This window comes from Kitasatospora sp. NPDC058190 (assembly GCF_042883685.1).
Taxonomy (GTDB): Bacteria; Actinomycetota; Actinomycetes; order Streptomycetales; family Streptomycetaceae; genus Kitasatospora.
Window position 1 is genome coordinate 18699 of sequence record NZ_JBHVVI010000084.1, and the last position, 21268, is coordinate 39966.

A 21268-nucleotide genomic window follows, 5' to 3' on the forward strand; every position below is an offset into this window, starting at 1 on the left:
GGAATGGTGCCCGGCGGGGGCGATGCCGACACCCTTCGCAGGGAGGATGCGCGGTCGGCACACGGAGGATGTTCAGCGCGCGGACCAGCGTTCCAGGTCGGCGGGGGTGTCCAGGTCGTCCGGGACGGCCACGTCCGCGCACTCGACCAGGGCGAGTTCCCCGGCGTGCGCCGCCAGCAGGGCGCGGGCCCCGGCGTCGCCGCGGGCGCCCGCGGCGGCCTCGGCGAAGTGCCGGGCGCCGATCAGCACCGGGTGCCCGCGCCGCCCTTCGTAGGCCGCCGCGGCCAGCTCGGCTCCCGCCCGGTGCGCGGCCAGCAGCCGGGCCACCGCGGCCGGGGTGACGCCCGGGGTGTCCACCAGCATCACCAGCACCGCCGGGGCCGCGGGCGGCAGGGCGGCCAGCCCGGCCCGCAGCGAGGAGCCCATGCCCTGCGCCCAGTCCCGGTTGGCCACCAGCCGGCAGCCCGGCAGGTGCGCGGTGGCCCGCACCCGTTCGGCGTCCGCGCCGAGCACCACCGTCACGTCCGGGCAGCCGCCGGCCCGTACGGTGGCCACCGCGTGCTCCACCAGCGGCCGGCCCGCGTACCGGATCAGCGCCTTGGGCCGCCCGCCGAGCCGGCGACCGCCCCCGGCGGCGAGGACGAGGGCCGGGACGCCGGCTGCCGTGTTCTGCATGGGCCCAGCCTGCCTGCTGGGGGCGCGGTCGCGCAGCACCCCGTGGTTGTACGAATCCACAAGGCGAAGGCGCAGGTCGGCGGCGGTCCCCGGCGGTTCGGCCGCTGGCCCCGCGGGCCGCCCGCCCTCTGTACTGGGTCGATGAACACCGCACCGCACACCGCACCGCACACCGAGCCGCGGCGCCCGCTGGTGGACCGCTTCGGCCGGGTCCACACCGACCTGCGGGTCTCGCTGACCGACCGCTGCAACCTGCGCTGCACCTATTGCATGCCGGCGGAGGGGCTGGACTGGCTCGCCCGGGACTCGGTGCTGGGGGACGACGAGGTGGTGCGGCTGGTGCGGATCGCCGTGGAGCGGCTGGGGGTGCGCTCGGTCCGGCTGACCGGCGGGGAGCCGCTGCTGCGCCGGGGGGTGGTGGGGCTGGTCGGGCGGCTGGCGGCGCTGGGGGTGGAGCTGTCGCTGACGACCAACGGGATCGGCCTGGCCCGGACGGCCGCCCAGTTGCGGGAGGCGGGGCTGAGGCGGGTGAACGTCAGCCTGGACACGCTGCGGCCCGAACGCTTCGCGGCGCTCACCCGGCGGGACCGGATCGACGACGTGTTCGCGGGGCTGGCGGCCGCGAAGGCCGCCGGGCTGGACCCGGTGAAGATCAACGCCGTGCCGGTGCGCGGGGTGAACGAGGACGAGATCGTCCCGCTGGTCGAGTTCGCCGTCGGGCACGGCTACCGGATGCGCTTCATCGAGTCCATGCCGCTGGACGCGCAAGGCGCTTGGGAGCGCGACGCGATGGTGACGGCGGACGAGATCCTGGCCCGGCTCGGCGAGCGCTTCGACCTGGTGCCCGTCGGGCGGCACGGCAACGCCCCGGCGGAGGAGTGGCGGATCGCCGGGACGCAGGCGGTGGTCGGGGTGATCGCCTCCGTCACCCGCCCGTTCTGCGGCGGCTGCGACCGGGTCCGGCTGACCGCCGACGGGCAGCTGCGCAACTGCCTGTTCGCCACCGAGGAGTCCGACCTGCGCGCCCTGCTGCGCGGCGGGGCGGACGACGACCGCATCGAGGCGGCCTGGCGGACCTCCATCGCCGGCAAGGGCCCCGGACACGCCGTCAACAGCGCCGGGTTCGTCCGGCCGGAGCGCCCGATGTCGGCCATCGGCGGCTGACCGCCGACGGCGCGTGGGCTTCGACGGCACGTGAGATTCGACACCGCGTGAGATTCGACGGGGCCCCACGGGCGATCCTCCGGCCGGGCGTGCGACGGGTGCGATGTGCCCCGGGAGGGGGACGGGTGGTATTCGTGGGCGGTGGCCCCGATGACCTCCCGCCTTCCGCGGCGCGCCCTGCCCGTGCTCGCCGCCCTCCTGCTCGCCCTGCCGGCCGGCTGCTCCGGTCCGGGTGGTCGGCACGCGACGGTCGCCCCGGCGACCCGCCCGCCGCTCGCCGAGCGGGTCGCCGCCGACACCTCCCCGGCCCTGAAGGGGTTCTACGACCAGCGGATCGGTTGGACACCCTGCCCCGACCAGGGCGACGGCGGCCAGGACGAGCCCGTCGTGCAGTGCGCCACCCTCAAGGTCCCGCTGGACTACGCCGACCCCGGCGGCCGCACCATCGAGGTCGCCCTCGCCAAGGTGCCCGCCGCCGACCCCGGTGAGCGGATCGGTTCCCTCCTGCTCAACCCCGGCGGGCCCGGAAACTCCGGCGTCAACACGGCCCGCTGGGGCTGGAAGGGCTTCGGCCCGCTGCACGACCACTACGACCTGGTCGGCTTCGACCCGCGCGGCGCCGGCGACACCATCCCCGTGCACTGCCTGGACGACCGCACCCGCGCGGAGTGGACCAGCACCGACGACCCGGCCTACGACCACGGCCGGATCCTCGCCGACGCCTGCCGGGCCCGGCACGCCGACCTGCTGCCGCACCTCGGCACCCGCGACAGCGCCCGTGACATGGACGTGCTGCGCGGCGCCCTCGGCGAGCGCAGGCTCGACTTCCTCGGCCTGTCCTACGGCACCTACCTCGGCGCCCTCTACGCCGAGGAGTTCCCCGACCGCACCGGCCGGCTCGTCCTGGACGGCGCCGTCGAGCGCAGCACCGACCTGATCCACCTGAACGGCGAACAGGCCGTCGCCATGGAGGCCGAGTTCCGCGCCTTCGCCGCCGACTGCGCCACCGGCGCCGACCCCTGCCCGCTCGGCACCGACCCGGCCACCGCCCCGAACCGGCTCGCGGACTTCCTCGACGGCCTCAAGGCCCACCCGCTGCGCGCCCCCGACGGCCGCACCGTCACCGCCGCGCTCGGCTGGGCCGGCGTCCTCGACGCGCTCAGCGACGGCAACGGCTCCTGGCAGCGGCTGCGCGGCGCCCTCGAACCGGCCGTCGCCCACGGCGACGCCGAGGAGCTGCTCAAGCTCGCCGACGGTGCCAACGGCCGTGCGGAGGACGGGCGTTACGAGACCGCGGCGGACGCCTTCGCGGCCATCCACTGCGCGGACGCCCCGATGGCGCCCACCGGGCGGGAGCTGGACGCGGCCCTCGCCGACCTCGCCGCCAAGGCCCCGCTGACCACCCGGCACGACCCCGGGGCCACCCTGTTCCTCCCGGACTGCCGCCCCTGGCCGTACCGTTCGCCCGAGCAGCCGCACACCGTGACCGCGCCCGGCAGCGCCCCGATCCTGGTGATCGGCTCCACCGACGACCCGGTCACCCCCTACCCGTGGGCGCAGCGGATGGCGGCCGGGCTGCCGAACGCCGTGCTGCTCACCCGGAACGGGGACGGGCACATGGCATACGGCAGGAGCGGGTGCGTGCGTGACGCCGTCACCGCGTTCCTGGTGGACGGCCGGATGCCGGCGGCCGGGACGCGCTGCCCGTCCGACTGACGACTCCGGCCACGCGGGTTCCGGCCACGCAGACGAGGAGGGGGCGTACCGCGCGAACGCGGTACGCCCCCTCCGGGCGAGTCCGGGATCAGGACTTCGGAGCCGTCAGGTCGTAGAAGGTGGCGCCGCCGACCGTCTTGGCGGTGAAGTGGCTGGTCACCCAGGCCTCGATCTGGGCGGACTCGGTCTGCTGCCCGTTGTCGTCGCCCTGGCCGCCTTCGCCGCCCGCGCCACCGAAGCCGCGGTGGGAGCCGCCGCCGATGAACCAGTGCACCTTGCCCTCCTGGACGTACTTCTGGAAGCCGGCCAGGCTGAGCGAGGGGTCCGTCCCGTTGAAGCCGCCGAGCGCCATCACCGGCTTGCCGGTGGCGAGTTGGTAGCTGGCGGCGTTCTGCGAACCGCTGGTCGCGGCTGCCCAGGTGTAGTGGTCGGCGTCCTGCGAGACCAGGGCCGCGGCCTCGTCGCTGACCTTGGTGCCGCCGAGCAGACCGCCCATGCCGCCGCCGGGGCCGCCCATGCCGCCGCCGGGGCCGCCGGGGCCGCCCATGCCCTCGGGGTCCTGGGCGCCGGGGAAGCCGCCTGCGCCACCGCGCTCGTGGCGGCCGCCGGAGCCGTCACCGCCGTCACCGCCGTTACCGCCGTTACCGCCGGGGAAGCCGCCGGGGAAGCCGTTCTGCCCGTGCGAGCCCTGGCCGCCGGCGCCGCCGCCGGGGAAGCCCTGACCGCCCTGGCGGCCGGGGAAGCCGCCCGGGAAGCCCTGACCACCCTGGCCGCCGAAGCCCTGACCGCCCTGGCCGCCGGCGCCGCCGGGGAAGCCCTGGCCGCCCTGGCCGAACATCCGGCCGCCCGCGGAGCCCTTGCCGCCCTTGCGACCGAAGGAGCCCGGCCCGAAGGCGCCCTTCACCGAGGGCCCGGCGGTGATGATCGAGCCGTTGTGCGCGGTGTCCACGGTGTCCACCGCGTACGCCGCCGGACCGCCGAGCGCCGCCGCCAGGCCCAGCAGGCCCGCCACCGAGGCGATCCGCGCGCCCGTCCGTCCGGAGGCCCGCCCGGCGAACTGCCCGGCCACCAGCGCGGCGGCCGCGGCCAGCCCGCCGACCAGCACCGCCCAGCGCAGCCAGGGCAGGAAGTCGGAGCTGCGCCCGAGCAGGACGAAGGCCCACACCGCCGTCACCGCGAGCACGCCCGCCAGCAGCAGCGCGTACGGCAGCCGGTGCCGCGCCCGCCACAGCCCGTCCACGCCCATGCCGACCAGCGCCGCGACCGCCGGGGCGAGCGCCACCGTGTAGTACTGGTGGAAGATCCCGGACATGAAGCTGAAGATCAGCGCGGTGGAGATCAGCCAGCCGCCCCAGACCAGGAACGCCGCGCGGGCGGTGTCGGGCCGGGCGTAGCGGCGGGTCGCCCAGAGGCCGACCACCAGCAGGATCAGCGCGGCCGGCAGCAGCCAGGCGATCTGCCCGCCGATGTCGCTGCCGAACAGCCGGGTGATGCCGGTCTGGCCCCAGCCCTTGCCGCCCCGCATCGCGCCGCCCGGCAGGTCGAGCCCGGCCGGGAGCCGTCCGCCGCCGCCCACGCTGCCGCGCTCGTTGCCGTCGACCCGGCCCAGGCCGTTGTAGCCGAAGGTGAGCGACAGGAAGCTGTTGTCCTGCGAGCCGCCGACGTACGGGCGGGCCGAGGCGGGCAGCAGCTCGACGATCGCCACCCACCAGCCGCCGGAGACGACGACGGCCGCGCCCGCGAGCAGGGTCTGCCGCACCCGCCGCCAGAAGCCGGTGGGCGCCACGACCAGGTAGATCACCGCGAAGGCGGGCAGGATCAGGAAGGCCGCCAGGGTCTTGGTGAGGAAGGCGAGCCCGAACATCGCCCCGGTGAACAGCAGCCACCGGGTGCTCGCCGTCTCGATCGCCCGCACCAGCCCGTACGCGGACAGGGTGAGCAGCAGCACCAGCAGCGCGTCCGGGTTGTTGAAGCGGAACATCAGCGCCGCCACCGGGGTCAGCGCCAGCGCGGCACCGGCCAGCAGGCCGCCGAGCGGGGAGAAGCGGCGGCGCACCGTCGCGTACAGCACGCCGACGGTGGCGGCGCCCATCAGCGCCTGCGGGGCGAGCAGCGACCACGAGGAGAGGCCGAAGATCCGGGCCGACAGCGCCATCGGCCACAGCGACGCCGGAGGCTTGTCGACCGTGATGAAGTTGGCGGCGTCGGAGGAGCCGAAGAAGAAGGCCTTCCAGCTCTGGCTGCCGGCCTGGACGGCGGCCGAGTAGAAGGCGTTGGCCCACCCGGAGGCGCTCAGGCCCCACAGGTAGAGGACGGCGGTCGCGGCCAGCAGTGCCAGCAGGGCCGGGCGCACCCAGCGCGGGTCGTCCGCGCGGCCGCGCCAGGCGCGGGCCGGGAGGGTGCGCAGCCGTCCGGACCAGGAGGCGACGCCTTTGGGGCCGGCGGGCGGCAGGGGCTGCTCGGGGAAGAGCGGTGCCGGGTCCGACCGGACGGCGCCCGGCTGCGGCACCTCCGGCGGCGGGTAGTTCGCGGCCTCGGGCCACGGGTCGCCGGCCGGAGGGGAGTAGCTGCTCGTGGTCATGCGCCATACCGTGCGTGGCGCGACTGAGAGAACCGTGAGACGGGGCTGTGAGACGCGTGTGATCTGCCCCGGTTCCACCCCGGAAGGGCGCGGGTTTCAGACGGGCTTCACGTGGAGGGGCGCGGCTTCAGGCGGCCTTCACCGGGTCGTCACGCGGCGGGCGGCATGGTGATGTGCTTGCCCAGCCACTCCAGGGCCGGGGGGATCTCCCGGGTCCAGGTGTGGAAGTTGTGGCCGGCGGTGTCCAGGGTGATGGTCGACATCTTGGTCGGGGCCTTGAAGGCGCCGACCATGGCCTGGGTCTCCCCGTAGTTGTTCTCGTCGTTCGCGGTGGTCAGCAGCAGCGAGACGGGGGCGGGCGGCTGGTTCTTCAGCCGCCACAGCAGGTCGTTCTCCTGCTTCAGCTTGTCGCTGCCGCCGAACAGGTCGCCGGTGGTCGGGTCGTGCGCCGCGCTGTAGTAGCCGGACAGCGCGATCGCGGCCGGGTAGGAGTCGGGCTTGCGCAGTGCGAACTTGAGCGCGCAGTAGCCGCCGGTGGAGTTGCCGATCACGGCCCGGTTGGCCGGGTCGGTGCCGATCCGGTAGGTGGTGGCGAGGGCCTTGGGCAGGTCGGTGGTGAAGAAGGTCTCCACCTGGGGGCCGTTCGGCACGTCGACGCACTCGGTGTCCCGGTCGCCGACCAGGGTCGGGCGGGTCATCACCAGGATGGTGGGCGGCAGCTTCTTCTGCTCGATCGCGTCGAGGGCGGAGGCCGGGTACTGCATCAGCGAGATCAGCTTCTCCGCGGTGCCCGGGTAGCCGGTGAGCACCAGGGCCATCGGGAAGCGCTGCTTGGCGTAGTCCAGCTGGAAGTACTGCGGCGGCAGGTAGACGTACGCCTCGGTGGTCAGGCCGCTGCCGGCTCCTTTGACGTCGACCTTCTGGATCAGCCCGGAGCGCTCGGGCTCCGAGCCCTGCGCCGAGTAGAAGCTCTGCTGGCCGGTGACGGCCACGCCGGAGGCGTTCGGCGTGTGGTCGACCACGGTGCCGAGCTTGCCGCTGGTGCCGAGCAGGTCGGTCCAGGAGCTGTAGAAGCCGAAGTAGCTGTTGGCGATCAGGCCCATCGCGACCAGCACCGCCACCTGGGTCGCCAGGAAGGCGCCGATCCGGCCCACCCAGGCCTTCCAGCCCTTCCCGCCGAACCGCGGCCAGAGCCACATGGTGGCGGCGAAGACGAGGACCGCGACGACCGAGGCGGCGATCTGGAGGGGGAGGCCGGTGAGACTGAACACGAGCCCGATCGTAGTTGACCCAGATGGGTGGGCCGGGGCGGCCCCTTCGGATGATCCTTTGATTCCGGTTGACCCGGGTCGTTCGTAGTCGGCACCATGGCGCGGGGTGTGCGCACATTGTGTGCGCCGAGGGTCACTGGGGTGGGGTCATGAAGTACATCGGCAAGGCCGGCCTGGCCGTCGGTACGGCGCTGCTGCTCGCGGGCTGCTCGGGTGGCGGGGGCGGTGACACCCACTCCTCGTCGACCGGTACGGCGACGGGCCTGACCGCGCCTCGGACCACGCCGATGCCGACGCCGACGCCGACGCCGTACGGCCCGGTGCTCAGCGCGAGCATCGACCCGGTCAACGCCGCGCTCGCCCAGGTGACGGGGGCCAAGAACCTCGCCGACCTCGACACCGTGCTCACCACCGTCTCCACCAGCGCGCAGACGGCCGCCTCGAGCCTGAGCAAGGCGGACCAGCCGGCCGCGGTCTCCAAGGAACAGACCGTGCTGGTGGCTGCGCTGAAGCTGCTCGCCAAGGACGCGACCACGGTCCGCGGTGACATCAAGTCCCACGACGTCTGCGCTCTGGGCTCGGCCGAGGCCGAGCTCGGCGCGGCGCAGGGGCTGGCGGAGGTGTCGGCGGCCCTGAGCAAGATGACGGAGGCCGGCTACTCGACCACCTTCGCCGTTCCACAGCTGCCCAAGCAGCAGTCCCGCTCGCTGGACAACGGCGCGATGGTCAGCAAGGGCAAGCTGCGCGGCGAGGGCGTCTTCAAGGTCGACAACGGCACCAAGAAGGACGCCGTCGTCTCGCTCGTGCTGAACGGCAAGACCGTGCACTCGATGTTCGTCGGCAAGGGGCAGAAGGCCGACCTCAAGGGCGTGGAGGACGGGACGTACGACGTCTACGTCTCCGAGGGCGTGGACTGGGACTCCGAGGCCAAGGCCTTCACGCAGAACTGCGGGTTCACCAAGTTCGAGGACAACTTCCCGTACGAGACCGGCAGCACCTCGACCTCCTGGGAGATCACCCTGCAGCCGGTGGCCGACGGCAACGCCAAGACCAACGACGTGGACCCGAACTCCTTCCCGCAGCCGTAGCGTTCATCCGGCCGGTGCGTAACGGGCATAACCGGACGGGTAGTTGTCAACGGGTGGCACAACACGTGCCGAGCAGTGGCGAGTTCGGCCAGAACGGTTGACCCCTTGAAGTGACCATGGCACTTTCGTGCGGCGTGGGCCACGGCGACCAGTCGTGCGCTCCGCGATCCCCCACAAGGAGAGCCATGTTCAAGAGACTTGTCGCGGTGGCCGGCGCGAGTGCCGTCGTCGCGAGCGGGCTGGCCTTAGCCGCCGCCCCCGCGCACGCCCTCCAGGCGGCCGACCTGACGTCGACCATCGCCCTGGACGACTGCTCGGCCTCGCTGGTCCGCTTCCCCGCCTCGGTGGACGGCGACCGGGCGATGATGCTCACCAACGGGCACTGCCTGCCCACCATGCCCTCGGCCGGCGAGGTCATCCAGAACGTGAGCGCCAGCCGCAGCGGCACCCTGCTGGACGGCGCGGGCAACAGCCTGGGCACCGTCCAGGCCGACCAGGTGATCTACGCGACGATGACCGGCACCGACGTCGCGCTGTACCGCCTCACCGACACCTACGGGTCCATCCGCTCCAAGTACGGCGCCACCGCGCTGACCGTCAACGACGCGCACCCGACCGACGGCGCCGCGATGTACATCCCGTCCTCGTACTGGAAGCAGGTCTGGAACTGCTCCGTCAACGGGTTCGTGTCGACCCTGCGCGAGGACCAGTGGACCTGGCACGACTCGCTGCGCTACAGCTCCGGCTGCAACACCACGCACGGCACCTCCGGCTCGCCGATCATCGACTCCGCGAGCGGGAAGATCGTCGGCATCAACAACACGGGCAACGACGACGGCGCCATGTGCACCCTCAACAACCCGTGCGAGGTCGCGGCCGACGGCACGACCACGGCCACCAAGGGCCAGAGCTACGGCGAGGAGACCTACTGGTTCACCACCTGCCTGAACTCCAGCCGCGCCGTCGACCTCACCGTGCCCGGCTGCCTGCTCACCAAGCCGGGCGGCAGCGGTAGCGCCGTCTCGGTCGCCGGCCCCGGCGACCAGTCCACCACGGTCGGCGGCTCGGTCAACCTGCAGATCAACGCCTCCGGCGGCACCGCTCCGCTGTCGTACAGCGCGAGCGGCCTGCCCGCCGGCCTGTCGATCAACTCCTCGACCGGCGTGATCTCCGGCACCGTCTCCACCGCCGGATCCTCCAGCGTCACGGTCACGGTCACCGATTCGGCCGGCAAGTCGGCCACCACCAGCTTCGCCTGGACGGTCACCGGCGGTGGTGGCGGCGGCTGCACGCCGGCGCAGCTGCTCGGCAACCCGGGCTTCGAGACCGGCACGGCGGCGCCGTGGACGGCCAGCTCCGGTGTGATCGACAACAGCTCCTCGGAGCCGGCGCACAGCGGCAGCTGGAAGGCGTACCTGGACGGCTACGGCAGCACCCACACCGACACGCTGTCCCAGACGGTGACCATCCCGGCGGGCTGCAAGGCGACGCTGAGCTTCTGGCTGCACATCGACACCGCCGAGACCGGCTCCACGGCGTACGACAAGCTGACCGTGCAGGTGAACGGCACCACGCTGAAGACCTACTCCAACGTGGACGCCGCGGCCGGCTACCAGCAGCGCACCTTCGACCTCTCGTCCTACGCGGGCCAGAGCGTCACCCTGAAGTTCACCGGCACCGAGGACTCCTCGCTGCAGACGAGCTTCGTGATCGACGACACCTCGATCCAGACCGGCTGACGCCGTACGGCGGTCGGACGTTCGAAGGGCCCGGTGGCTTCGGCCGCCGGGCCCTGCCGGCTTTGCGTCGGATGCCTGCGCCGTGGTGGAAAACCCGCGCCGGACAGCCCCCGGGGGCCTGATTTGCTCAGGTTTCGCTCAATCTTTTTACGTGTTTTGTACGCAACAACGGCCGATGGTTAGGCTGCCGACTGACATCGAACGGGCGGGCGATTCGTCGGCGTGATGACCTGTCGTGCGCCGGCGCCGCTTGTGCCGGCCCACGGCCACATGGAGCCATACGGTTTGGGGGGCGGGGACAAGTGACTGACCTGGATTTCGAGCGGCGGGTGAATCCGTGGCTCTTCGACAAGTCGGGGAACCTGACGGAGGACGCGAAGAAGCGGTTCCCCGACCTCGCCGCCGCCGCCTCGGGCGCTGCGGCCCCGGGGTGGACGCCGCCACCGGTGGCCACGGCGGCCTCCGGCGGGCCGACGGTGAAGGTGAGCCCGGAGGCGCTGCGCAAGGCGGGGACCAACGCGGGCATCCTGCACACGGACTTCGACAAGGCCACCAAGGACGTGTGGAAGGACCTCCAGGGCAGCCTCCAGGGCATGTCCAAGGACTGGGCGATCGTGGGGGCGGTCCAGGTCGCGCACGAGATGTGGGAGGCGCAGGCACAGACGACCAGTCAGGCGATCGCGGACATCTCCACCGGTCTGACCAGTAATGCCGACCAGTACGCGCGCGCCGACCAGGTGAACGCCCAGAACTTGAAGACGAACTGAGGCCGGCGACATGAGTACGTACTCCGACCTGCGTCAGGAGACGTTCAAGGGCATCGAGACCCTGGCCTCGGCCTTCGAGTCGTTGACGAGCAACTGGAATCTCTCCTCCGAGTTCACCGGCGACATCCTCACGCCGCTCCAGGGATCGAACTGGCGGGGCGACGCGGCCGAGCGGGCCGCCGCCACCATCACCAAGACCCGCAACGAGCTGGACGCGGCCTTCGAGGAAGCCAGCGCGATCGGTAAGGCCCTGCGGGACGCACACACCGAACTCGCCGCCGCCCGGGCGGACCTGGACGCCGCGTTGAAGAGGGCCGCCGACCACTCCTTGACGGTGGACGCGGACGGCGTCAACATCAGCTGGCCCGCGCCGACGAGCGAGGCCGACAAGCACGACCCGACCTACGCCACCACCTACAAGGCCCTGGCGCAGTCGGTGGCCGACGACATCGCGAAGGCCGTGGCCCGCGCGAAGGCGGCCGACACCGCTGCCGCCGCGGCGCTCGGCGGTGCCACCGGGAAGAGCAAGACCGCGTTCCAGCCGTCGACGGGCCCGGAGGAGCAGGGCAAGAAGGCGGCGGACCTCCTCAAGCTGGCCGGGAACCTGTCCGACGCCCAACTCGACGAGCTCAACAAGGCCTTGAAGGCCAACGCCAACAACCCGCAGTTCACCACCGCCTTCTACAACCGGCTGGGACCGGACGGATTCCTGAAGTACTACGGTCAGTTGGCCGTCGCCTCGGCGGACAAGGGCAACCGCTCGACCGCCGTCGCCGACCTCCAGAAGAACCTCGGCACGGCGCTGGCCACCGCCACCGACAGTCACAACTTCCCTCACCTCTCCGACGAGTGGGAGGCGGGCCTGCGCCGGGCCGGAGCCACCAGGACGGACATCCTGCCGATTCCCAAGCGGGCCGACGGCACCAGCGCCCAGCCGTACGGCTACCAGATCCTGGCGAACATCCTGCGCACCGGAACGTACGACCCGCACTTCCTCAACCCGGTCGCCGAACACGTCACCCAGCTCAGTGAGATGCCCGGCTTCTGGACCACGACGCCCTGGCTCGACACCGACTTGGACAAGATGAAGCTGCTGGGCTACGCGCAGGGTTCCCAGGCGGGCGGCTTCAACCCGATGACGGGCGTGCTGGACGCGCTCGCACACAATCCCCAGGCCGCGACCCAGTTCTTCCACGATCCGAAGACGGAGTACAACCTCGACGGGTCGGTCAAGGCCATCGACCAGAAGAACACCTACCTCACGGACCTGACCGTGGGGGGTGACCGCTCGCCGCTCCAGGACATCTCGAAGGGGAACTACTACCTCGCCAGCGGCCACGCGGAGTCGCCCGAGCTGCTCTCCCTCGGCCACGCGCTGGAGGCGGCTACCACGGGACGCGCCTACGACGCGCCAGAGGGCACTCCGCTGCCGCAGCACACGCCGGAGCAGGCGGCGGTGATGAAGGACGTGGTCAACCACTTCGGGAGCGGGGACGGTCCCAAGCTGCTCCGCAAGGGGGCCGACCTCGCGGACCTGGCGCCCAGCCTGGGCCACCTGACCGCTGCCTACATGGGCGACGTGCAGGGGGCGATGAGTCCGCAGGACCACTCGCTGACGACCTACGGTTCCCCGGCGGACCTGAACCCGGGTAACACTGCGAAGCTGCTGGGGGCGCTGGGCCGTAACCCCGATGCCTTCGGGGCCGTCGCGCAGGCCCAGCAGGCCTACACGACGGCCCACATCCAGGACGTGATGCTGCATCGGGACACCTATGGCGCCGAGTTCGACCAGGCCGTGAAGAACGCGGCGCACTCCGGCGGTGAGGTGGCAGGGATTCTCACCGCGGGCCGGACCGCCGGCTTGGTGGACGAGATGAAGGGCCAGGCGGACGCGTACAACAAGTCCATCGACCAGAACGGCATGTGGGGGAAGACGGTCTGGGCCATGACCGGCGGCAGGCTGCTGGGGGACATTCCCGGTCTCGGTAAGGGCATGTCGTTGCCGGCGAACTTTCTCATCGACCAGCTGACGTCGAGCTACCACATCGCTGACCCGAACACCGCGGACCCGGCCACGGACGCGGACGTCGCGGGCTTCAGCGGGCTGGGCGCCGCAGCCAAGAAGGCGGTGGAGAGCGCCGTGCAGGGGACCGGGCTGAACCCGCAGCAGGTCGAAGCGCTGTCCTCGGCAGCCGCGGACGCGGCGCGGGACGGTGCGACCGGCGGCGCCGGGCTCTTCACGAGGGCTATCCATGGCTGAGGGCAAGCGGCTCCGGCAGCGGTGGCTCGCCGCCAAGGTCGCGGTGGTGGTGCTCGCCGGGGCCGGGTTCGGGTGGTGGTGGCGATCGGCTCACGCACCGGCGGAGCTGCCCGCCAGTGCCTGCTGGTCGGTGCTCACGCGGGCGGACCTCAAGCCCCTGGCGGAGGATGAGCATGGGACGTTCGCCGCGTCCTACTGGCTGGACGACGACGGGAAGCGGCTCCGCCCGACCCCGAGCGAGTACGAGCAGAGCTGCGAGGTCCGTCGGAGCCCGGGGGACACCATCTTGCGGGTCGGCGTACGGTCTGTGAACGAGTCCGCCATGCAGACCCTCTATGGCTGGGGCTCGGAGGTGTCCTACCCCCGGCTCGACTTCGGTGCGGACGTTCAAGGGTGGGTCGGGGTTGAGAAGGTGGGCCTCGGGCTCCGATGTGACAACCCGGAGACCGCGCGCATGGAAGCGCCGTACGTGGGGGTCGAGGTCAGCACGCGCTACACCCGTCCGGTGCCGGACGGGAGTCACCGGGCGATCCTCGACATCCTGCTGAAGACCGCCAAGGCCGTTGTGGCGGATTTCCCGTGCTCGAACCCGGTGCACCTGCCGGACAGTGTTCCTGAGTCGGCGGGGAACTTCCCGTCGGCGAATCACTGACCAGGTCAGGGCCGACCTATGCTGTCCGGATGATCGACCCGATAGAGCTGGTGATATTCGACTGCGACGGCGTCCTGGTGGACAGCGAGATCATCGCTGTTCGCGTCCTGGTGCGGCTGGGGGAGGAGTACGGCTGGCCGCTGACCGAGGCCGAGGTGGTCGAGACGTTCGTCGGGCGGTCCGAGGCGGTCAACAACGCGCTGGTCGCCGAGCGGCTCGGGGCGGAGACGGCGGCGGTGTGGGGCAAGCGCTTCCACGAGCTGCACGCCGAGGCCGTGGACGCCGAACTGACGCCGGTGGACGGCCTGCCGGAGGCGCTGGCCGCGATCACCCTGCCGACCTGCGTGGCGTCCAGCGGCACCCACGAGAAGATGCGCCACACCCTCGGCCGGACCGGGCTGTACGGGCGCTTCGAGGGCCGTATCTTCAGCGCCACCGAGGTCGGGCGCGGCAAGCCCGCGCCCGACCTGTTCCTGCACGCCGCCCGGAGCATGGGCGTCGACCCGGCCCGCTGCCTGGTGGTCGAGGACAGCGGGCCCGGCGTGCAGGCCGCCCGCGCCGCCGGGATGCGCGCGCTCGGCTACGCGGGCGGCGTCACGGCGGCGGAGCGACTGGCCGGGCCGGGCACCGTCGTCTTCGAGGACATGCGCGAACTGCCGGGGCTCATCGCGGCCTACCAGGGGTAGCGGCCGCCGTCGGGGTGGAAGAACTGGCCGCTGGGCGCGGACAGGGCCTCGCCGAGCTGCCGGGCGATCCGGTGGCCGCCCTCCTCGGCGGTGGCGTGGCCGCTGTGGCCGTTGAGGTCGGTCGCGCAGTAGCCCGGCTCCAGCGCACTGACCTTGATGCCGGACTCGCGCAGCGCCTGGGCGTAGACCAGGGTGACGGCGTTCAGTGCGGCCTTGGAGGAGTTGTAGGCGAGCAGCGTCGCGTGCTCCCAGAACGGGTTGTCCGGGTCGCCGAGGAGGGAGAAGCTGCCGAGGCCGCTGGAGACGTTGCCGATCAGCCCGGCCGGGGACTTGCGCAGCAGCGGCAGCATGGCGTTGGTGACGGCGATGACGCCGAACACATTGGTCTCGTACGTCTCGCGCACCGCCTCGACCGGCAGCTCCTCCGGGGCGCGCTGCCAGTCCCGGGCGACACCCGCGTTGTTGACCAGGGTGTCCAGCCGGCCGTACTCGGCGGCGATCAGCTCGGCCGCGGCGGCGATGGTCGCCGGGTCGGTCACGTCCAGGCGGACGAAGCGGGCGCCCAGGCCCTCGGCGGTGAGAGCGGCGGCGGCTGCGGCACCGCGCTCGGGGTCGCGGGCGCCGATCAGCACGGTGTGCCCGGCGCGGGCGAGCTCCCCGGCGGTGGCGAGGCCGATGCCCTTGTTGGCGCCGGTGATCAGGATGATGCGGTTGGTCGTCATGCCTCGACTTTGGCCGGGCGGCGGCGGGGCCGGGAGAGCACTGTCGGGGGTGGTATCGGCGGTGCCATGGTCGGCGCGCGGCGGCCGGTCCAGACTTGGGGGCGTGGAACACGTGGACCGGGCGGAGCTGGCCGCCTTCCTGCGGCGCTGGCGCGCCCGCATCCAGCCCACCGACGTCGGCCTGCCGGCCGGCGGGCGTCGCCGCACCCCGGGCCTGCGCCGCCAGGAGGTCGCGCAGCTCGCGGGCATGTCGGTGGAGTACTACATCAGGCTCGAACAGGGCCGGGGGCCGCGCCCGTCCCGGCAGATGATCGGGGCGATCAGCCGGGCCCTGCGGCTGTCCGAGGACGAGACCGCCCACCTCCACCACCTGGTCGGCGAGCCGCCGCTGCCCCCGTCCGTGCTGCCCCGTGACGTGCGGCCGGGCATCCTGCACCTGCTCGACCGGCTGGACGACACCCCGGCGATGGTCTGCAGCGCCGCCCGCGACGTGCTGGCCTGGAACGCCATGGCGGCCGCGCTGCTCGGCGACTTCTCCGCCCCGCCGCCCGGCGAGCGCAACCTGATCTGGCGCTTCTTCACCGACCCGGAGACCCGCGCCCGCCACGATCCCGCCGGGCAGGCCGTGTTCGCCCGCCGGGCCGTCGCCGACCTGCGCTCCGCCGCGGCCCGCTACCCCGCCGACAGCGGCGTGCGCCGCCTGGTCGACCGACTGCTCGCGGGCAGCGCCGAGTTCCGCGAACTGTGGGCCCGGCAGGACGTCGAGATGCGCCGCTCCACCCGCAAGCGCATCATCCACCCGGTGGTCGGGCCGCTCGACCTCGACTGCGAGGCGCTGCACGACCCGCACCGGGACCAGTGGACGATCTTCTACACCGCCGCGCCCGGCACCCCCTCGCACTCGGCGCTGCGGCTGCTCAAGGTGGTCGGCAGCCAGGATCTCGCGGTCAGGGGGTGAGCGGGCGCGTTCCGGAGATCGACCGCCCGCATGATGCGCTGAAGCTTCCGTTGCTGCACCCGGGAGAGTCGCAGGTTATATTGAACGCGTTCAAATTTGCTCCGAGGCTGGGAGGCGCATGGGCGCCGTGGTGCGCGCGGTGAGCACTTGGATGGCGGCCTGGGCGGCGCTCATCGCGCTGTTCCTGCTGCCGCTGGTGCTTCCGGACCGATGGCAGTACTACATCTATTCGCCGGCCAGCGTGGCGCTGTGGATGCTGTCCATGCTCGTCGGCCCCGTCGTGACGTGTGTCGTCGCGCGACGGTGGATCCGCATCGGCGTGAGGAAGACCGGAGGAGGCGCGGGTCGGACCTGACGGCGGGTCCTGCCCCGGCCTATCCGGTCGCCCTGTGCTGCAGAGTGGCGACGGCGATGTCGAGGAAGTCCCGTACGACACCCGCGCGGTCGCCGGCCTCCGGGACCGCCAGGCAGGTCTCGACCGGCGGGTAGTCGGTGACCGGGCGATAGACGAGGTCGGGGCGGGAGTACGAGCCCGCGACACTCAGCGGGACGAGCGCGATGCCCTGCCCGGAGGCGATCAGCTCGAACTTCTCGTCCAGCGTGTAGGTGCGCCGCGCGCGGGTGTCGAGGACCGGCTCACCGTCCAGATCGGCCGAGGTGAGGCTGCTGCGGCCGGCCAGCGGATGCGTCACGGGCAGGCACGCGACCTTGGTCTCGTGCCCGATGGGGACGGTGCGCAGCCCCGCGTCGTCGAAGGGGCGCCGCAGGTAGCCGACGTGCGCGCGGCCGTCGCGCAGCGGCGCGTCCCGTTCCCACCAGCGCAGCGGCAGCACGTCGACCCCGACCTCCGGGTGGCGCGCGGTGAACTCCCGGATGGCCTCCGACACGTGCAGACCGGGCGAGAAGGCGACCATCAGCCACCGCTCGCCCCGTGCGGCCTCCTGCACGCGCTGCAGGGCGGTGTCCACGGTCGCGGTGATCCGCTGCGCCTCCTCGTACAACTGTCGCCCGGCGGAGGTGAGTTCGACGCTGCGTGTGGTCCGGGTGAACAGTGCGCAGCCCAGCTCCTGCTCGAACGCGCGGATCTGTCGACTCAGGACCGGCTGCGCGATGAACAACGCGCTTGCCGCACGGCCGAATTGCCCGTGCTCGGCGACCGCGACGAAGTAGCGGAGCTTGCGCAGGTCCAGATCCATACCTGCACGGTATCAATGCGCTCGGAAGGGTATTGGACGCCCGGGCCAGGCCGCTCCGAGACTGGCGGCATGAACGACACCACCCGCAAGACCGCCCTGATCGTCGGGGCCTCCCGCACCCTGGGCCTCGGGCTCGCCGCCGAGTTCCTCCACCGCGACTGGGGCGTCATCGGCACGGTTCGCGGAACCGCGCGCACCGGCCTGCACGACCTGGCGGACACCTCCGACGGGCGGCTGACCGTCGAGTCGCTGGAGATGACCGACCCGCAGCAGATCGCGGCCCTGCGCGACCGACTCGCCCACCGCACCCTCGACCTGCTCTTCGTCAACGCCGCCGTCACCCGGGGCGACCTGCCGATCGGCGAGGTCCCGACGGACATGTTCACCGAGGTCATGGTGACCAACGCGCTCAGCCCGATGCGCGTCGTGGAGACCCTCGGCCCGCTGGTCGCGCCGACCGGGACCATCGGCGTCATGTCCTCCGACCAGGGCAGCATCACCCTGAACACGGACGGCGGCCAGGATCTCTACCGGGCCAGCAAGTCCGCGCTGAACCAGCTGATGCGCTGCTACGCCGCCCGCCACGTGGACGGCGCGCGGACGCTGCTGCTGATGGACCCGGGCTGGGTGCGCACCGAGCTCGGCGGCTTCGAGGCCGAACTCAGCGTGGAGGAGAGCGTTCCCGGAGTGGCGGGGACGATCGAGCGGCACCGGGGGAAGGCCGGTCTCCACTTCGTCGACCACCTGGGGCAGGTCGTGCCCTGGTAATTCGTTTGCCGGGCCTGAGCGGTGCTGGCAGGGTCGGACGCCATGTCGCCCTCCCCCAAGATGCACGCCGACGAACTGGACATCGACGAGGCGCTGGTGCGGCGCATGGTGTCCGCGCGGTTCCCGCAATGGGCCGACCTGCCCGTGGAGTTGGTTGACTCCGCCGGGACCAGCAACGCGATGTACCGGCTCGGTGCGGACCTGGTCGTACGGATCCCGCGCATCCCGGGGGCGGCCGAGGACATCGGCAAGGAACACGCCTGGCTGCCCCGCCTGGCGCCCGGACTGCCGGTCGCGGTACCGGTACCGGTGGGCCTGGGCGAGCCGGTCGACGGCTGTCCGTGGCGGTGGTCGGTGCTCCGCTGGTTGGAGGGGGCCAATCCGGTGGCCGGGCGTGTGGCCGAACCGGCGCTGTTGTCAGCTGACTTGGCGTCCTTCGTGACCGCCATGCACCGGGTGGACCCGGTTGGCGGTCCGGCCTCCTACCGCAGCGAGACGCTGGCGGCGCGGGACGGAGCGGTCCGTCGGGCGCTTGCGGCACTGACGGACGTGGTGGACACGGAGGCCGTAACTTCGCTCTGGGATCTGGCACTTCGAGCGCCCGAGCACCCGGGCCCGCCGGTCTGGATCCACGCCGACCTCCAGCCCGGCAATCTGCTGGTCGACGGCGCGGGACGGTTGAGTGCCGTCATCGACTTCGGCTGTGCGGGCCTCGGCGACCCGGCCGTGGACCTGCTCCCGGTCTGGTACGTGCTTCCAGCCTCCGTACGTGATGCCTTCCGGACGGCGGTCGGCGCCGACGACGCCACCTGGGCACGGGGGAGGGGCTGGGCCCTGTCCGTCGCGCTGATGGAGCTGGACTACTACCGCGAGACCAACCTCCGGATGGCGCGCACCGCCCGGTACGTGATCGGCGAGCTGCTCGCCGATCACGCCGGGGACGCCTGAGAGGGCGCCCCCTAGGGGGAGACGACCTGCGCCGCCGTGAGGAGCCGCTTGGTCATGCCCAGACGCTCGTACACGGCGATGGCCGACGGATTGTCCGCGTGGACCATGAGGGCGGCACGCCCGTGCCGGCGCACCAGCGCCTCGATGACGAAGCCGCAGACGGCCTGCGCCAGCCCACGCCCGCGGGCGGCAGGGTGGGTGCACACGCCGGCCAGGAACCCGCAGTTGGCTGCCGACCAGACGTCGGCTGCCACGGCCAGGGGCTCCGGTGGGGTGCCGCTCCCGAGGGAGTCGACGATTCCGGCCCAGCGGTGCGCAATGCCGTCCTCCGGTTGTGCGAACGAGTCGGGGAAGAAGCGGTCGAACAGCGAGGCCGCCTCCTTCACCGTCACCTCGTCCAGCCACTCCACCCCGACGGCGGGAGAGTCGGGCAGGGCTGAGGTCTCCATCCAGAAGAACGCGCGGAGCGGCGTCAGACCGGGGATCTCGTCGATCAACGAGGCCTGGCCGACGGGGCGATAGGCCGGACCGACTTCGTCCAGCACGTGTCGCACCAAGTGCGCGGCGTCATCGGGATCACCCTTGATCGCCAGCCGGTTCCGTCGGGAGAGGTCCGGGCTCGTCACCGCGAGGGCTGTTCCATGACGCCAGGCCCGCACCCCCGGACCCAGCCGACCGTCGTGCTGCCCCTGAGCTGCCCACAGGAGGTGCCCGTCTCCGGCCGCGGCTTCCTCGACGTCCCTGAGGCGTATGAGTTCTTCCATGCCTCTTTACCTATCAACGGGCTTGATCATGCGCAGTGATCCAGCGCTCACCCGGGCTTACCGGTCCCGGCGGGCAGTCGCCACTCGAAGGGCCACAGGTCCGCCGCCCAGGCGGGCGAGGCGGCGGCGGTCGCGGGGGTGCGCAGGAAGGTGCGGTGGCGCAGCAGTTCGCGGCGTTCGGCGGGGGTGAGCAGGCGCTCGTCCGGTCCGAGGTTCCCGTAGTCGTCCGGGTCGAGGTCGGGGCGGCCGTCGATCGGGGCGTCCTCGGCGAGGTTGAGCAGGTCGCCGTCGGCGGTGCGGTAGTCGAGGCGGAAGTCGGTACGCCACTGGGAGTTGTTGCCCCAGCCCTGGGAGAGGTCACGGGTGGGGCGGTGGGCGCGGCGGTGCGTCCAGTAGATCGGCCAGCGGTCGGCCACCCCGCGTTCCGCGTGCGCGGCGCCGGCCCGGATCCGTACACCGGCGCGGCTGAACAGCAACTCGCCGAGCATCAGACCGGGCCAGCGGACGTCGAGGATCTCGATGGGGGAGTGCGGGTCCTCGGCCTGTTCGACCTCGGTGATCTCGTGCAGGAAGGGGTCGAAGGGGGTGCTGTTCTCGAACGGGGTCATCCCGAGGGCGGTGAACAGGTCCAGGTACGGCGGAAGTTGGGGGTCGAGGAGGAGGTAGTCGCTGACGCGGCTGAGGGCGTAGAGCTCCTGGAGGAGGTCCCAGCCATCGTCTTTGTCGGTCCACCACTGGTCGCGGGGAGTGGCGGCGGCGTGGAGGCGGGCACGGTAGTCGGCGGTGGCGGCCTGGGCGAGCCAGGGGGCGATGACGTCCTCGTACGGGCCGTCGGTGTCGAGGAGTGCGTCGTACAGCGCGCGAGCGTTCACCTCGGTGATCCTGGCAGGTTTTGCCGAACGGTCAACCAATTTGAGGGGCGGCGCGGGTAGCGTCCCTGGTCATGAGCTTGGTGGACGTGAAGGAATGTGCGACCCAACTGCCGGATGCCTGGCGCTCGGTGGTACTGGGGCTGGTCGGGACGGCGGCGGTGAAGGTGCTGCGGATGGACGGGCGGGAGCTGGAGGCGGAGGTGCACGGGACGGCCGAGGTGCTGTTCGTCGCCGATGGCCTCCTCGAACTGGAGGTGGAGGGGGAGGAGTTGACCGTCACCGCTGGCGAGCTGTGCCGGGTGCCGGCCGGTGCGCGGCACGCGGTGCGGGCGGGCAGCCGGGGAACCTTGCTGATCGTGGAGGTGCCCGAGGAGGGGTAGCGGTGGCGGGGCCCCCGCGGGGTGGGGGGCCCCGAAGAGGGGGGGTGTGTAAATAAAAAAA

The 21268-nt window shown here is 72.2% G+C and carries 19 protein-coding genes and 2 pseudogenes; 14 read left to right on the forward strand and 7 right to left on the reverse strand.

What is annotated here, in order from left to right; genetic code table 11:
- Positions 1-72 precede the first annotated feature (72 nt).
- Positions 73-675 (reverse strand): NTP transferase domain-containing protein, encoded by a 603-nt coding sequence (locus ACFVWU_RS31165; RefSeq protein ID WP_387627155.1) that lies wholly within the window; start codon positions 673-675, stop codon positions 73-75.
- Positions 676-816: 141 nt separating this feature from the next.
- Between ACFVWU_RS31165 and moaA the strand changes: the two genes are divergently transcribed.
- Positions 817-1839: a GTP 3',8-cyclase MoaA gene (gene moaA, locus ACFVWU_RS31170; RefSeq protein ID WP_387627157.1), complete on the forward strand. Its 1023-nt coding sequence runs from the start codon at positions 817-819 to the stop codon at positions 1837-1839.
- A gap of 150 nt (positions 1840-1989) precedes the next feature.
- Positions 1990-3555 carry an alpha/beta hydrolase gene (locus tag ACFVWU_RS31175; RefSeq protein ID WP_387627158.1) on the forward strand — a complete coding sequence of 522 codons (1566 nt, stop codon included), beginning with the start codon at positions 1990-1992 and terminating at the stop codon, positions 3553-3555.
- An 88-nt stretch (positions 3556-3643) separates the two neighbouring features.
- Here ACFVWU_RS31175 and ACFVWU_RS31180 read toward each other — a convergent pair whose 3' ends face one another.
- Both ACFVWU_RS31180 and ACFVWU_RS31185 read right to left on the reverse strand, forming a co-directional pair.
- On the reverse strand, positions 3644-6136 hold the full coding sequence (locus ACFVWU_RS31180; RefSeq protein ID WP_387627159.1) for a glycosyltransferase family 39 protein: 2493 nt from the start codon (positions 6134-6136) through the stop codon (positions 3644-3646).
- 149 nt (positions 6137-6285) lie between these two features.
- On the reverse strand, positions 6286-7407 hold the full coding sequence (locus tag ACFVWU_RS31185; RefSeq protein WP_387627161.1) for an alpha/beta hydrolase: 1122 nt from the start codon (positions 7405-7407) through the stop codon (positions 6286-6288).
- Positions 7408-7556: 149 nt separating this feature from the next.
- On the opposite strand from ACFVWU_RS31185, the gene ACFVWU_RS31190 reads away from it, so the two are divergent.
- The 7 genes and pseudogenes from ACFVWU_RS31190 (at position 7557) to ACFVWU_RS31220 (ending at position 14599) form a co-directional block, all read left to right on the forward strand.
- Positions 7557-8495 (forward strand): hypothetical protein, encoded by a 939-nt coding sequence (locus tag ACFVWU_RS31190; protein ID WP_387627163.1) that lies wholly within the window; start codon positions 7557-7559, stop codon positions 8493-8495.
- A gap of 185 nt (positions 8496-8680) precedes the next feature.
- A pseudogene (locus ACFVWU_RS31195) lies at positions 8681-9298 on the forward strand (serine protease); the annotation flags it as partial.
- Positions 9299-9508: 210 nt separating this feature from the next.
- Positions 9509-10234 (forward strand): annotated as a pseudogene (locus ACFVWU_RS31200) (putative Ig domain-containing protein); the annotation flags it as partial.
- Positions 10235-10536: 302 nt separating this feature from the next.
- Positions 10537-11001: a WXG100 family type VII secretion target gene (locus ACFVWU_RS31205; RefSeq protein ID WP_387627165.1), complete on the forward strand. Its 465-nt coding sequence runs from the start codon at positions 10537-10539 to the stop codon at positions 10999-11001.
- Between the two features lie 10 nt (positions 11002-11011).
- On the forward strand, positions 11012-13261 hold the full coding sequence (locus tag ACFVWU_RS31210) for a hypothetical protein (RefSeq protein WP_387627167.1): 2250 nt from the start codon (positions 11012-11014) through the stop codon (positions 13259-13261).
- Positions 13254-13913, forward strand: coding sequence for a hypothetical protein (locus ACFVWU_RS31215; RefSeq protein ID WP_387627169.1), 660 nt, complete (start codon positions 13254-13256; stop codon positions 13911-13913). The genes ACFVWU_RS31210 and ACFVWU_RS31215 overlap by 8 nt, the downstream gene beginning before the upstream one ends.
- Positions 13914-13942: 29 nt before the next feature.
- Positions 13943-14599, forward strand: coding sequence for an HAD family hydrolase (locus tag ACFVWU_RS31220; protein ID WP_387627171.1), 657 nt, complete (start codon positions 13943-13945; stop codon positions 14597-14599).
- Here ACFVWU_RS31220 and ACFVWU_RS31225 read toward each other — a convergent pair.
- On the reverse strand, positions 14587-15321 hold the full coding sequence (locus ACFVWU_RS31225; RefSeq protein WP_387627173.1) for an SDR family oxidoreductase: 735 nt from the start codon (positions 15319-15321) through the stop codon (positions 14587-14589). The two genes, ACFVWU_RS31220 and ACFVWU_RS31225, sit on opposite strands and share 13 nt — an antisense overlap.
- 103 nt (positions 15322-15424) lie before the next feature.
- Between ACFVWU_RS31225 and ACFVWU_RS31230 the strand changes: the two genes are divergently transcribed.
- On the forward strand, positions 15425-16279 hold the full coding sequence (locus ACFVWU_RS31230) for a helix-turn-helix transcriptional regulator (protein ID WP_387627175.1): 855 nt from the start codon (positions 15425-15427) through the stop codon (positions 16277-16279).
- Between the two features lie 118 nt (positions 16280-16397).
- On the forward strand, positions 16398-16634 hold the full coding sequence (locus tag ACFVWU_RS31235; protein ID WP_387627177.1) for a hypothetical protein: 237 nt from the start codon (positions 16398-16400) through the stop codon (positions 16632-16634).
- Positions 16635-16653: 19 nt separating this feature from the next.
- Here the strand turns inward: ACFVWU_RS31235 and ACFVWU_RS31240 are convergent, their stop codons facing one another.
- Entirely contained in the window at positions 16654-17475 is an 822-nt protein-coding gene (locus ACFVWU_RS31240; RefSeq protein ID WP_387627179.1) for a LysR family transcriptional regulator, read from the reverse strand.
- Positions 17476-17544: 69 nt separating this feature from the next.
- Between ACFVWU_RS31240 and ACFVWU_RS31245 the strand changes: the two genes are divergently transcribed.
- A complete protein-coding gene (locus ACFVWU_RS31245) occupies positions 17545-18243 on the forward strand; it encodes an SDR family NAD(P)-dependent oxidoreductase (RefSeq protein ID WP_387627181.1) in 699 nt (232 codons plus the stop codon).
- Between the two features lie 42 nt (positions 18244-18285).
- A complete protein-coding gene (locus ACFVWU_RS31250) occupies positions 18286-19191 on the forward strand; it encodes an aminoglycoside phosphotransferase family protein (RefSeq protein WP_387627182.1) in 906 nt (301 codons plus the stop codon).
- A gap of 11 nt (positions 19192-19202) precedes the next feature.
- On the opposite strand, the gene ACFVWU_RS31255 is transcribed toward ACFVWU_RS31250, so the two are convergent.
- Positions 19203-19955, reverse strand: coding sequence for a GNAT family N-acetyltransferase (locus tag ACFVWU_RS31255; RefSeq protein ID WP_387627184.1), 753 nt, complete (start codon positions 19953-19955; stop codon positions 19203-19205).
- Positions 19956-20002: 47 nt separating this feature from the next.
- The gene (locus ACFVWU_RS31260) at positions 20003-20827 is read right to left on the reverse strand and encodes a hypothetical protein (protein ID WP_387627186.1); all 825 of its coding nucleotides are present in this window, start codon (positions 20825-20827) and stop codon (positions 20003-20005) included.
- Between the two features lie 71 nt (positions 20828-20898).
- Here ACFVWU_RS31260 and ACFVWU_RS31265 point away from each other — a divergent pair, with 71 nt between their 5' ends.
- Positions 20899-21207 (forward strand): cupin domain-containing protein, encoded by a 309-nt coding sequence (locus ACFVWU_RS31265; RefSeq protein WP_387627188.1) that lies wholly within the window; start codon positions 20899-20901, stop codon positions 21205-21207.
- Positions 21208-21268: the final 61 nt, after the last annotated feature.